Source organism: Comamonas badia DSM 17552, from assembly GCF_000484635.1.
Taxonomy (GTDB): domain Bacteria; phylum Pseudomonadota; class Gammaproteobacteria; order Burkholderiales; family Burkholderiaceae_C; genus Comamonas_C; species Comamonas_C badia.
The window spans coordinates 98,818-111,016 of sequence record NZ_AXVM01000007.1 but is presented as its reverse complement, the minus strand read 5'-3'; the positions used below and the strand labels follow the sequence as shown (position 1 = coordinate 111,016).

The 12,199-nt window shown below is 66.6% G+C and carries 14 protein-coding genes; 8 read left to right on the top strand and 6 right to left on the bottom strand.

Annotated elements, in window-relative coordinates; genetic code table 11:
- Nucleotides 1-131: 131 nt before the first annotated feature.
- From K320_RS0115095 to K320_RS0115080, 4 genes are all read left to right on the top strand, one after another.
- Nucleotides 132-566: a MarR family winged helix-turn-helix transcriptional regulator gene (locus K320_RS0115095; RefSeq protein WP_024539660.1), complete on the top strand. Its 435-nt coding sequence runs from the start codon at nt 132-134 to the stop codon at nt 564-566.
- 182 nt (nt 567-748) lie between these two features.
- On the top strand, nt 749-961 hold the full coding sequence (gene rpsU, locus K320_RS0115090) for a 30S ribosomal protein S21 (protein ID WP_012346814.1): 213 nt from the start codon (nt 749-751) through the stop codon (nt 959-961).
- An 86-nt stretch (nt 962-1,047) separates the two neighbouring features.
- Nucleotides 1,048-1,494, top strand: a complete 447-nt coding sequence (locus K320_RS0115085; protein ID WP_024539659.1) for a GatB/YqeY domain-containing protein — start codon at nt 1,048-1,050, stop codon at nt 1,492-1,494.
- Nucleotides 1,495-1,550: 56 nt separating this feature from the next.
- Entirely contained in the window at nt 1,551-2,639 is a 1,089-nt protein-coding gene (locus tag K320_RS0115080) for a tartrate dehydrogenase (protein WP_024539658.1), read from the top strand.
- Nucleotides 2,640-2,728: 89 nt separating this feature from the next.
- Here the strand turns inward: K320_RS0115080 and K320_RS18225 are convergent, their stop codons facing one another.
- On the bottom strand, nt 2,729-3,487 hold the full coding sequence (locus tag K320_RS18225) for a hypothetical protein (RefSeq protein WP_051384954.1): 759 nt from the start codon (nt 3,485-3,487) through the stop codon (nt 2,729-2,731).
- Here K320_RS18225 and K320_RS19145 point away from each other — a divergent pair.
- Nucleotides 3,486-3,647, top strand: a complete 162-nt coding sequence (locus tag K320_RS19145) for a hypothetical protein (protein WP_156914016.1) — start codon at nt 3,486-3,488, stop codon at nt 3,645-3,647. The genes K320_RS18225 and K320_RS19145 overlap by 2 nt on opposite strands.
- Nucleotides 3,648-3,690: 43 nt before the next feature.
- Here K320_RS19145 and tsaA read toward each other — a convergent pair whose 3' ends face one another.
- Genes tsaA through K320_RS18465 form a run of 3 tightly spaced genes read right to left on the bottom strand, consistent with a single transcriptional unit; the run spans nt 3,691 to nt 6,655 of the window.
- The gene (gene tsaA / locus K320_RS0115065; RefSeq protein WP_024539655.1) at nt 3,691-4,188 is read right to left on the bottom strand and encodes a tRNA (N6-threonylcarbamoyladenosine(37)-N6)-methyltransferase TrmO; all 498 of its coding nucleotides are present in this window, start codon (nt 4,186-4,188) and stop codon (nt 3,691-3,693) included.
- 2 nt (nt 4,189-4,190) lie between these two features.
- Nucleotides 4,191-5,597 carry a cytochrome-c peroxidase gene (locus K320_RS18470; protein WP_024539654.1) on the bottom strand — a complete coding sequence of 469 codons (1,407 nt, stop codon included), beginning with the start codon at nt 5,595-5,597 and terminating at the stop codon, nt 4,191-4,193.
- Nucleotides 5,594-6,655, bottom strand: a complete 1,062-nt coding sequence (locus K320_RS18465; protein ID WP_024539653.1) for a hypothetical protein — start codon at nt 6,653-6,655, stop codon at nt 5,594-5,596. The genes K320_RS18470 and K320_RS18465 overlap by 4 nt, the downstream gene beginning before the upstream one ends.
- An 80-nt stretch (nt 6,656-6,735) precedes the next feature.
- Here K320_RS18465 and K320_RS0115050 point away from each other — a divergent pair, with 80 nt between their 5' ends.
- The gene (locus K320_RS0115050) at nt 6,736-7,083 is read left to right on the top strand and encodes a winged helix-turn-helix domain-containing protein (protein WP_024539652.1); all 348 of its coding nucleotides are present in this window, start codon (nt 6,736-6,738) and stop codon (nt 7,081-7,083) included.
- Nucleotides 7,084-7,178: 95 nt separating this feature from the next.
- Here the strand turns inward: K320_RS0115050 and pmbA are convergent, their stop codons facing one another.
- Nucleotides 7,179-8,567 carry a metalloprotease PmbA gene (pmbA, locus tag K320_RS0115045; protein ID WP_024539651.1) on the bottom strand — a complete coding sequence of 463 codons (1,389 nt, stop codon included), beginning with the start codon at nt 8,565-8,567 and terminating at the stop codon, nt 7,179-7,181.
- 67 nt (nt 8,568-8,634) lie between these two features.
- On the opposite strand from pmbA, the gene yjgA reads away from it, so the two are divergent.
- Nucleotides 8,635-9,279 (top strand): ribosome biogenesis factor YjgA, encoded by a 645-nt coding sequence (gene yjgA, locus K320_RS0115040; protein ID WP_024539650.1) that lies wholly within the window; start codon nt 8,635-8,637, stop codon nt 9,277-9,279.
- A complete protein-coding gene (mog, locus tag K320_RS0115035; RefSeq protein ID WP_029696216.1) occupies nt 9,272-9,883 on the top strand; it encodes a molybdopterin adenylyltransferase in 612 nt (203 codons plus the stop codon). The genes yjgA and mog overlap by 8 nt, the downstream gene beginning before the upstream one ends.
- A 17-nt stretch (nt 9,884-9,900) precedes the next feature.
- Here the strand turns inward: mog and K320_RS0115030 are convergent, their stop codons facing one another.
- Nucleotides 9,901-12,174 carry a RelA/SpoT family protein gene (locus K320_RS0115030; protein WP_024539648.1) on the bottom strand — a complete coding sequence of 758 codons (2,274 nt, stop codon included), beginning with the start codon at nt 12,172-12,174 and terminating at the stop codon, nt 9,901-9,903.
- Nucleotides 12,175-12,199: the final 25 nt, after the last annotated feature.

Genomic DNA, 12,199 nt, shown 5'->3' with positions numbered 1-12,199 from the left:
CGATCCGGTCGTCGTGACACCGGCAGATAATATCTATACTTATCATTAACCGTCAAGACTGTATGTATGCTTGCCAGCAACATTTTTCTCGCGCAATGGGCGCTGCACCCCGAATGTGAAGGAGTCCGGTGATGGAGTCACTCGACATGGCAGGCCACCTGATCCGCCGCCTGCACCAGCGGTCCACGCAGATTTTCACCCTGCGCACCCAGGCGGCCGGCCTTGACCTGACTTCCGTCCAGTTCGCCGCGCTGGATGCGATTCGGGCGCATCCGGCATCCGATCAGGCGAGCATTGCGGAATTGATCGCCTACGACCGCGCCACGATAGGCGGCGTGATCGACCGGCTGGAGCAAAAGGGCTGGGTGCGCCGCGTCGTCAGCGCCAGGGACCGCAGGGCGCGTGAACTGTCATTGACCGAAGAGGGCGCACGCATCCACGACGCCCTGCTGCCCATCGTCAGGCAGCTGCAGGACGAAATCCTGCAGCCCCTGACCGGCGCAGACCGCGCACGCTTGCTCGGTCTGATCCGCCAGACAACCAGGCCGGCGGGCGATGGCGGATAGGCACGGCCGCGCACCGGCCCTGGGCCTGGCCCGCTGCCGAAATTGAATATAATGCTCGGCTTCATGGCATCAGCCCCGTCGGCCATACTAGTTAACAGACGGGGACATCGCCGCACACGGCTGGCCGGGCCCGATCTTCCCGGCCAGCCCTCTGGCGGCACATATCTGGAAATTTTTGGCTGATGACAACCATCCGTGTAAAAGAAAACGAACCCTTTGACGTGGCCCTGCGCCGCTTCAAGCGCACCATTGAAAAGCTCGGCCTGCTGACCGAACTGCGCGCCCGCGAGTTCTACGAAAAGCCCACCGCCGAGCGCAAGCGCAAGAAGGCCGCCGCCGTCAAGCGCCACTACAAGCGCGTGCGCAGCATGCAGCTGCCCAAGAAGCTGTACTGAGCACCGGCTGCCGCCTTGCGGCACCACGCCATCCAACCCGCGCCCGGGACGCCTGGCGCGGGTTTTTTGATTTCTGGAGCAAGAAAATGACCTTGAAGGAACAAATCACCGAAGACATGAAGGCCGCCATGCGCGCGCACGAGGCCGAGCGCCTGGGCACCATCCGGCTGCTGCTGGCCGCGTGCAAGCAAAAGGAAGTGGACGAGCGCGTGGTGCTGGACGATGCCGCCGTCGTCGCCATCGTGGACAAGCTCATCAAGCAGCGCAAGGACAGCATCGCCGCCTACGAAGGCGCGGGCCGCCAGGATCTGGCCGACAAGGAAAAGGCCGAAATGCGGGTGCTTGAAGCCTACCTGCCCGCGCGCCTTTCGGAAGCCGAGGTGCTCGAAGCCGTCAAGGCCCTGGTGGCACAGGTCGGCGCCAGCGGCCCGGCCGACATGGGCAAGGTGATGGGCGCGGCCAAGAAGGCGCTCGCGGGCAAGGCCGACATGGGCATGGTGTCCGCAGCGGTCAAGGCTCTACTTAATTCATGAACCATAGCTGATAGCGCTTGCTGCATAAGCGTTGCAGCCACTTTTTACCATCAACCATGCCCCAGCCTTTCCAGATTGCCGTCATCGCCGGTGACGGCATAGGCCGCGAAGTGATGCCCGAAGGCCTGCGTGTGGTGCGGGCCGCAGCGCACCAATTCGGTCTGCCGCTGGCGCTGCGTACCTTCGACTGGGCGCACTGCGACTATTACGCCGCGCACGGCCAGATGATGCCCGCCGACTGGAAGCAGCAGCTCGCCAGCATGGATGCGATCTATTTTGGCGCCGTCGGCTGGCCCGCTACCGTGCCCGACCATGTCTCGCTCTGGGGCAGCCTGCTCAAGTTCCGCCGCGAATTCGACCAGTACATCAACCTGCGCCCGGTGCGCCTGTTCGAGGGCGTGCCCTGCCCGCTGGCGGGCAAGAAACCCGGCGACATCGACTACCTCGTGGTGCGCGAGAACACCGAAGGCGAATACACGGCGCTGGGCGGTGTGATGTTCGAAGGCACCGAGCGTGAAATCGTGGTGCAGGAATCGGTCCATTCCCGCGTAGGCACCGAGCGGCTGCTGAAATACGCCTTCGACCTCGCGCAGAGCCGCCCCAAGCAACACCTGTCACTCGCCACCAAGAGCAACGGCATCGCGATCAGCATGCCGTGGTGGGACACGCAGGCCGCGAGCATGGCGCAGCGCTACCCCGAAGTGGCCTGGGACAAGCACCACATCGACATCCTCGCCGCGCGCTTCGTGCTGCAGCCCGAGCGCTTTGACGTGGTGGCCGCCACCAACCTGTTCGGCGACATCCTCTCGGATCTGGGCCCAGCGACCACCGGCACGATAGGCCTGGCGCCTTCAGCCAACCTGAATCCCGAACGTCAATTTCCGAGCCTGTTCGAACCCGTGCACGGCTCGGCGCCGGACATCCATGGCCAGGGCATCGCCAACCCGATTGCCATGGTCTGGTCGGGCGCGCTGATGCTGGATTTCCTCACCCACGGCCAGGGCGCGGGCCGTGCAGCGCACGATGCGATCATGACCGCCATTGAAGCCGTGCTGCGGGACGGCCCGCGCACACCCGATCTGGGCGGCAACGCCAGCACCACCGAGGTGGGTCAGGCGATCGCCGGGCGGCTCGCCCAAGGCTGACACGCACAAGACCAGGACACATCTGGTCATCATCGCACCCCCTCGAATGTGGGGACACACCGGTGCCGAAGCCCGGGCGCAATGCTCGCTCAGGCCGCTGGCACGCCGCCATGCAAGGCCTTGCCCACCTCGGTCAGCAGGCCTCGGGCGGTGGTCTCATCCAGGCCAGCGGCCAATACATGGGCGCGGCCAGCAGCCTCGGCCTCCACACGGTAGGCCACTTCAGCCAGCTTGCGCCGATGCGCCAATCCCGCCAAGGTGCCAGTGGGGATGCCTTGGTGGGCGTCATAGATGATTTCCACCTCACCACCCAAGCCATTCCTGACGCGCAGGTACTGCACGTCACTCTTCGATAACTGATGCCCACCCGTGGCAATGCCACCGGGGCCCACGCGCAGACTGGCGCGGCGGCTGGCGCGGGCACCCCGGGGATCCTTCAGCAGGACCAGCGCGGCAACAGCGGCGAACAACAGGCCCATCACCCATAAGTAAGGCACGCCACTGCCCACAATTCCAGCCGCGAAAACCACGGCCAATACGGCAGCAAAGACGTTCACCGGCGCAGCCGCGGGCACAACATCCATCACGGTGTCCGTGCCATCGGAGCGTTTCGCGTACTCGGCTGTCCTCCGCGGTGCGGCCCGGAAACGGCGGTATGCAAACAGCAGCAGCACCGCCGTCTTTGGCACTAAATACCGTTGGCCGGTCGGGAAACGGCGGTATGCAAACAGCAGCAGCACCGCCGCCATAACGAACTTCACCACGGTCTCTCCCGCCGAACGCGGGCTGGCGAGCATAAGAAACCACAAGCCAGCCAAGCCTGCCACGGCAGCGATTGCACGATTCATGGACCTCTCCTTCAATGACGCCCGCCGGATGGAGTTCAGTGGAACAACGGGGCGGCAGCATTCTGCCAGCAGGCACAGCGGCTGCGAAATGCCGTCAGCTCTGGGCGGCACCGCCAGCGCCATCGAGGCGGGTCATGCGATCGCCGCGCGGATTGCCTGAAGCTGACGCACCGGGATGGGCCACCAGCCCGGACCCGCCTGGGTCACGGCTGCATCCGGTCGTCCGACCTGGTGGACGGCAGCCGCTGCAGGCCCTGCGCGAACCAGCCGATGCGCTCGGTCGTCCGCACGTCCAGCAGCGGCACGTAGGGTTTGATGTCCAGCACCGGCGTGCCATCGAGCATGTCGTTGCCGAAAAAGCGCAGCACCGTGCCATGCACCGCATCCAGGCGCACGATGGACAGGCCGATGCGGTTGGGCCGTGCCGGTGCGCGGGTGGCAAAGACGCCATGCTCGGTCACGTCCATGAAGGGCACGACCCGCAGCTTCTCGGTGGCCTGGTGCAGGTGCGTGAGCACGATCAGGTAATCGAAACCTTCAATGTCGTGCAAACCCTCGGCGAACTCGTCAAAGACATGCAGCTCGCCCGCGATCTCCGCTGCCGCCACGGTCTGGATGGGCATGCCTTGCGTGGCGTGGTAGGGGCTGCGCACTACGCCGATGGGGCGCAGGGTGATGGCATCGGTCGTGGCGTCCACCATGGCTATCCTCCGTTGTTGCCGTTCGTCACCCGCTTCAGAAAGACGATCAGGTCGGCGATTTCGGCGTCGCTTAGGACGGGCGGGTCTTTGAGCTGCGGCGCCAGCCGCTGCACCATGGTGGCATACAGCGCGGGGGCGTTCTGGCTGTCGCGGCACTCGACGCGGACGCCCGCCTGCAGCAGCGGCGCGTCGCTGTCGCAGCGGAACGCCTGGGCATGGCCGGCGGCGTCCAGGTGGTGGCGGACGGTTTGCTCCAGGCTGTCGTAAACGCCGTTGTGGAAATACGGCGCGGTGGCACGCACCTCCCACAGCGAGGGCGTGAGAAAGGCATACAGGTCGGCGTCCTGCCGCGTCACCTCGTAGCGGCCCTTGTCCGCGCGCGGCGTCCCGGCGGCGCCGCTGCCGAAGCCGGGGCCGATCTGCGGCACGGCCAGGTTGTGGAATCTGGAGTCGGTCAGCTTCGGCCCGTTGTGGCATTGGGCGCAGCGCCCCCGGTCGAAGAACGTCAGCGCGCCGCGCAGTTCGTCCGCGGCCAGCGGCCAGCGTGCGCGGTCGCGCAGCCAGCCGTGGAAACCGTAGGTCGAGCGCCCCGCGTTCCAGCGCCGCGTCTGGAACGCTGCCAGCGCATTGGCCACGTGCTGGATGCCCAGGTCGGCGGGCGGCACCTCGGGAAAGGCGTCGGCCAGCACGCCGGCGAGTGCCGGATCGGCCAGCACGCGCTGCATCACCGCGTTCCATACGGGCCGCGGGTTGGCCTCCACCGGGTCGCCGACGAGGCCCGCCGTCGCGTTCTCCGAGCGCCCGCCGTTGCTGCCGGGCGCATAGCCCAGCATCTCGTCGCGCGCCAGCAGTGGTATCAGCGCCTGCGCCGCCACCAGGTTCTCCAGCCCGGGGGGCAACTGGTCGCCCACGGGCGTGATGAAACCGCCCTTGCCATCGAGCGCCACCCGTCCATCGTGAAACATGAACTGCGGCGCACCCAGCAGCTTGTTCACCAGATCGGGCGCGTTGCGGTGGATGGACGTGGTGTTGGCCGGGTCGTCGGCATCACCGCCGCGCAGACTGGGGTGGAGCGCGCGCGCCAGCGTGCGGCCATCCAGCAGGGTGAAGCCCTCGACCCCGGCGTTGTTGTTGGCGTGGCAGGAAACGCAGGCCACCGTGCCGGTGCCGGACAGCCGGGTGCTGGTGAACAGGCGCACCCCGGCGGCAAAGCGCGCATCCGACACCACGGGCGGCGCTTCCAACGGCGTCACGCCGTACAGGGCGGTAAAGCAGGCGAGCTGCTCGTCGGCGCCGGCCTTGGCGCGGCACACGGCCGTCGCCGCATCGGCGGGGCTGGCGGTCTCGCCGCCGCCGCACGCCAGCAGCAGGGCAGCGGCGGCGATCGCCAGCAGCGGGCGCAGGATCAAGGCGTGCCTGCTTCGAACACCTGGATTTCAGCCAGGTTGGAGACCTGTCGCGCGCCCGCGGACTCGGGGGTCGCGGCATTCCTGGAGATGATCAGCCGCAGTGCGCCGGTGGGGCCCAGGGTCGGGTCGGTGTCGTGCTCGCGCTCATAGGCCACGATGGCGGGCCGGTTGCCGAAGCTGGGGGAAATTTCGCCCAGGGAAACCACGGAACGGAAGCCGTCGGTGGCAATCGCCACGGCGTACATCGACAGCTCGGCGTTCTTGCGGCTGGAAGTCGTCAGGCCCACGGTGGTCTTGAGCAGGTCGTACAGCCCCGCGCCCTTGTAGGTGGTGCCGTTGTAGACGGCGGTCTGGACAGGCAGCGCCTTCAGATCGTCCACGGTGAAGGTGCGGGCGGCCTTGACCTTGCCATCGATGATGACGGTGGTCGACTGCCCCCCGGCGGGATCGGTGCCGGAGTATGGCGTCGCTGACGGAACCCCCACTTCGAGCTTGACGGCGTTGGACGCGTAGCGCCCGCCCTTGACGTCGCCCGGCACGGTGATGCGGAACGGCCCATCGGTGCTGTCGTCCAATGCCGCCACCGCGCCGCCCGCCTTCTCGGCATAGGCGATCAACGGCTGGCCGCTGGCGGACGAACTGCCGCCAAAGCCCGGACTCAGCTCGCCGAGCGAATACGCGACTTGGTACCCGTCGGTGGAGGTGGCGAGCACGTAATGCTCGATCAGCCGACGGCCCGCATTGCCGGGGTTGGTGGCGCCGGGGGTCTTGTTGTCGGCGGCGAGCGCATCCTGCACCACGTCGAACAGGGACACGCCCAGGTAGTTCTTGACCGTCGGGGTGGTGCCGGCAAGGTAGCTGACGGTCTGCTCGACCTCGGTGTATTTCGCCTTCAGGGTGGCGCTGGTGAAGTCGGTCGGCGTGGCCACGCTGCCCGCCAGGCTGATGCTGGCGGCGGGCGGATCGGGTTTCACGGGATCGTCGCTGCCGCCACAGCCGGCCAAAGCCAATGCCAGCAGACCGCTGACACCGTGGAGGGTATAGGTAGTGGGTTTCATGGGTGGCCTCTCCTTCGATATGTTTGAAGGAATATATCGTATCTTGAGGATCCCCAGTTCCGGCGGTAAAAATACGCCGCATGAAGGCAAAAGCTCAATTCCGTCTGCGCATTTATCGGGGCAAGACGATCGCCGTCGGACCCGGCAAGATCGCGCTGCTGGAGGCGGTGGCCGAAACGGGATCCATCGCGGGCGCGGCCCGGCGGATGGGCATGTCGTACCGGCGCGCGTGGATGCTGCTCGAAGAGCTCAGCGGCGCGCTGCGCTCCCCGGCGATCGAGACCACCCTGGGCGGCGCGCACGGCGGCGGCACCCGCCTGACGCCGGTGGGCGCCCTGCTGATCCGGCGTTACCGGGATGTCGAGGCCACCGCCAGCCGGGCAGCGGCCCAGGACCTGGCGGCGCTGACCGGGATGCTCTCTCCCTGAGCGTCGGTCACGATAGTGGCAACACGCAGGGCGGGTGGGCCTGCGTCCACGGCAGCATCCCGGGCACGCAGGCTGCGCGACCGCCGGTACGCCGGTCAGCTGCCCGCCAGCGTCATCCGGTTGACGAGGATGGAGCCCACCGTCTTGGCGCCATAGCCATAGGCATCGGCGCCCACGGCGGTGATGCCCTTGAACATGGTCCTGAGATTGCCCGCGATGGTGATCTCGTGCACCGGGTAGGCGATCTCGCCGTTTTCCACCCAGAAGCCGCTGGCACCGCGCGAATAGTCGCCGGTAACGTAGTTCACGCCCTGGCCCATGAGCTCGATCACGAACAGACCGGTGCCAAGCTTGCGCAGCATCTCGGGCAGATCGTCGCCCGCCCTGGTGCGCTTGGACATCAGCGTGAGGTTGTGCGAGCCACCCGCATTGCCGGTGGTGTGCATGCCCAGCTTGCGCGCCGAATAGCTGGAGAGGAAATAGCCCGCCACGCGCCCGCCTTCGACCACCTTGCGCGGCGCCACGCGCACGCCTTCGTCGTCAAACGGCGAACTGCCCTTGCCCTGCGGCACGAAAGGGTCTTCAAGGATTTCGATGTGGCTCGGAAAAACCGGCTTGCCCAGTGAATCGAGCAGAAAACTGCTCTTGCGGTACAGCGCACCGCCGCTCACGGCCTGCACGAAGCCGCCGAGCAGCCCCGCCGCCAACGGTGATTCAAACAGTACCGGGCAGGCGGTAGTCGCGATCTTGCGCGCGCCCAAGCGGGAGAGCGCGCGCTCGGCCGCATAGCGCCCGACAGCCGCTGGCGTGGCCAGGTGCGCCGCGTCGCGCTCGGAGCTGTACCAGGAATCGCGCTGCATCTCGCCATGTTTGCCAGGCAGCGAGGCGATCGGCGCCACCGACAGGCTGTGGCGCGAGCTGGCGTAGCCGCCACGAAAGCCGCGCGTGTGCGCGCTGAAAAAATGGCTTTGCTGCGCCGAGACGCCCGCGCCTTCGCTGTTGGTGATGCGCTTGTGGGTCTTGAGTGCCGCCTCTTCGCATTCTAGCGCCATGCGCGCCGCCTCCTCGCTGGTGACGGCCCAGGGGTGGAACAGGTCCAGATCGCGGTGCGAAGCCTCTGGCGCGATGTCCGCCGCATCGGGCAGCCCGGCCACCGGATCTTCGGCGGTGAAGCGCGCGATGTCATACGCCGCCTGCACCGTCTGGCGCACCGCCTGGACGGAAAAATCCGAGGTGCTGGCGTTGCCGCGCCGTTGGCCGATATAGACCGTCACGCCCAGCGATTTATCGCGGTTGCGCTCCACGCTCTCCAGTTGCCCGCGGCGCACGCCGACCGACAGGCCACAGCCCTCGGACGCATCGGCGCCCGCGTCCGTCGCGCCGAGCTTGCGGGCATGCGCCAGTGCCTGATCGACCAGGTCTTCGAAGAAGGGGCGCGAATAGCTGAAGCCCGCTTCGGGCGTTGCGTTGGCAGTGGTATTCATGGCGGCGGCTATGATACTTGGCGCCCATCCGTGGGCGGCCTCCACAAGCAAAATTCCCCGCATCTCAATGCCACGCAAACCCACCCGAGGCTATTACGTCAAAGGCCAGTTCATCGCCGAAGGCAGCGAGCTCGACGAACAGTTCAAGTCCGAGCTGCGCGGCACGCCCGGCCAGAGCAAGACCGATCTCAAGCGCGAGAGCACCGAGCTGCAGGCGCTGGGCGCAGCGTTGCTCACCCTGAGCGCGGATCGCCTCGATGGCCTGCAATTGCCCGAAAGGCTGCTCGAAGCATTGGCAGAAGCCAGGCGCATCACCGCGCACGAGGGGCGCCGCCGCCAGATGCAGCTCGTGGGCAAACTGATGCGCAAACTCGATCAAGACACCCTGACGAAGGTGCGCGAGAGCCTTGCCAGCGATGGCGCGGGCCATCAGCAGGAAGTGCTGGCGCTGCACCAGGCCGAGCAATGGCGCGAGCGCCTGCTGGCGGACGATGAGGTGCTGAGCGCCTGGCTGGACGAGTACCCGGGCAGCGACATCCAGCACCTGCGCACGCTGATCCGCCAGGCACGCAAGGACAATCCGCCGCTCACGGCCGCCGAAGTATCGCAAGGCGCCGCGCCGCGTAGAAGCCGCGCCTACCGCGAACTGTTTCAAGTGCTGCGCGCGCAGGTGCTTGGCACACCCCAGGATACGAACGACGACCATGAATGACACCGCCACTGCCCTGCCCGCGCCCGAAGCCGTCACGGTCGGTCTGGTCTCCATCAGCGATCGCGCCAGCAGCGGCGTCTACGAAGACAAAGGTCTGCCGGCGCTCAAGGACTGGCTCACGCGCGCGCTGCTCAACCCCATCACCTTCGAGCAGCGCCTGATTCCGGATGAGCAGGAAGGCATCGGCACCACGCTGATCGAACTGGCGCAGCGCGGCTGCTCGCTCATCCTGACCACCGGCGGCACGGGCCCGGCGCCGCGCGACGTGACACCCGAGGCCACGCTGGCCGTGGCCGACAAGGTGATGCCCGGCTTTGGCGAACAGATGCGCCGCATCAGCGCGCACTTCGTGCCCACGGCCATCCTCTCACGCCAGGTGGCGGTGGTCCGCGGGCAAAGCCTCATCATCAACCTGCCCGGCCAGCCCAAGGCGATTGCCGAAACGCTGGAAGGACTCAAGAACAGTGACGGCAGCGGGCTCGTGCCCGGCATCTTTGCCGCAGTGCCCTACTGCATCGACCTGATCGGCGGGCCCTACCTGGAAACCGTGGATGCGGTCTGCAAGGCCTTCCGGCCAAAAAACGCCATCCGGCACCAGCGCTGAAAAAACTCAGGGGTTCCTCAGGCGCTGACGGAAAACACCCGCTCCACCTTGAGCACGACATTCATGCGCCGCAGGCTGCGCAGAATGGATTCGACATGCGCCAGATTGCGCACCGCCACGGTGAATCGCAGATCGGCCGTGGTGCCGGTGGCGTCATCCATGTCCATGTGCACGATGTCGGCCTCGCAGCTGGCAAGCTCGGTGGCCACGCGCGCCAGCACGCCCTTGTGGTTGTTCACCGTCACCGTGATGGCGGCTTCGAAATTGCGTGTGGGCTCATCGGCCCAGTCCACACTGAGAAAGCGCTCGCCATCCTTGCGCTGGAGTTCCCGCGCCACTTCGCACTGGGCGTGGTGCACGACCAGGCCTTCGCCGCGCTCCAGGTAGCCGACCACGGGATCGCCCGGCACCGGATGGCAGCATCTGGCGTAGTGCACGGTTGCGCGCTCGCTGCCATCGAGCAGCACACCGCCCTGCGAGAGACTGTCCTCGGCGCTGTAGCGCTCACGCGTGAGCAGCAGCACATCGGGGCGCAGGCCGCCCTCGGAGAGCAATGCGACGATGCGACGCGCGACGATGCGCGCCACGCGCTTGCCCAGGCCGATGTCGGTCAGCAGCTCATCGCGCGTGCGGTGGCCGGTAAAGCGCAGCAGCTTCTCCCACAGCGCTGCATGCTCCTGCTCGGTCGGCAGCTGTTGCACGCCCTCGGCGCGCAGCGCCTGCGCCAGCAGCTTTTCGCCCAATCCGACCGATTCCTTCTGCGCCAGCGTCTTGAGGTAGAGCCGGATCTTGGAGCGCGCACGGCCGGACTTCACAAAGCCCAGCCATGCGGGATTGGGCTCAGCCTCGGGCGCCGTCATGATCTCGACGACATCGCCGGTCTTGAGCACGGTGCGCAGTGGCACCTGTTCGTGGTTCACCCGCGCCGCCACCGTGTGATCGCCCACATCGCTGTGAATGGCGTAGGCGAAATCCACCACCGTCGTGCCGCTGGGCAGCGCCATGATCTGGCCGCGTGGCGTGAAGACATAGACCGCGTCCGGAAAGAGATCGACCTTGACGTGTTCCCAGAATTCGGTTGCGTCGTGCGTCTCGTTCTGGATGTCCAGCAGCGACTGCAGCCAGCGCGTGCCCAGCTTTTGCGCCTCGGCCCCGCCCTTGTGCTGCGCCTTGTAGAGCCAGTGCGCCGCCACGCCTGCCTCGGCGACGATGTGCATCTCCTCGGTACGCACCTGGAATTCGATGTTCAGGCTGGCGGGCCCCACGAGCGTGGTGTGCAGCGACTGGTAGCCATTGGCCTTGGCGATGGCAATGTGGTCGGTGAACTTGCCCGGAACCGGTTTGTAGAGCTGGTGCAGCACGCCGATGGCGGTATAGCAATCGGTGATGGTCGGTACAACCACGCGAAAGCCGGAAAGGTCCACCACTTGCGCAAAGCTCAGGTGGCGCCCCTGCATGCGCTGGTAGATGCCGTACAGGGTTTTTTCGCGGCTGGACAGGCGCACCGGCATGCCCTGCCGGGCAAATGCGGCCTCGACCTCGGCCTGCACCTTCTGCACTGCCTCCCGGCGGCGCCCGCGCGAGCGCGCCACCGCCTTGGCCAGCGTCTCATAGCGCCAGGGGTGCAGATGGCGAAACGACAGATCCTGCAGCTCCCGGTAGGTCTGGTTCAGGCCCAGCCGGTGCGCGATGGGTGCGTAAATTTCCAGCGTTTCCGAGGCGATGCGGTGCCATTTGCTGCGCGGCGCACTGCCTAGGGTGCGCATGTTGTGCGTACGGTCCGCCAGCTTGATGAGGATCACGCGCACATCGCGCGCCATCGCCAGCAGCATCTTGCGAAACGATTCCGCCTGGCCTTCCTCGCGCGTGTTGAACTGCAGCTTGTCCAACTTGGTCAGCCCATCGACCAGATCGGCCACCGGTGCGCCAAAACGCTCTATCAGATCGGCCTTGCTGACGCCACAGTCCTCCAGCGCATCGTGCAGCAGGGCGGCCATGAGTGCCTCGGCATCGAGCTTCCAGTCCGCACACAGGCTGGCGACCGCAATCGGGTGGGTGATGTAGGGCTCGCCGCTGTTGCGCAACTGCCCCAGGTGCGCCTGATCGGCGTAGTGGTAGGCTTGGCGCACCCGTTCGCTCGCCGCCTCGTCCAGATAATGCAGCTTCTGCGCCAGCGTGGCAAACTGCGCGGCCGCAGCGCCCAGGGCAGGATCGGCAGCCACAGCCGCGCGCGCCGGAGCATCCTGCACGGCAACATCATCGGCCAGCTGCAATTTCGAGCCTTCACCCATCCCCTAAATGTAGCGGCACGCAGCT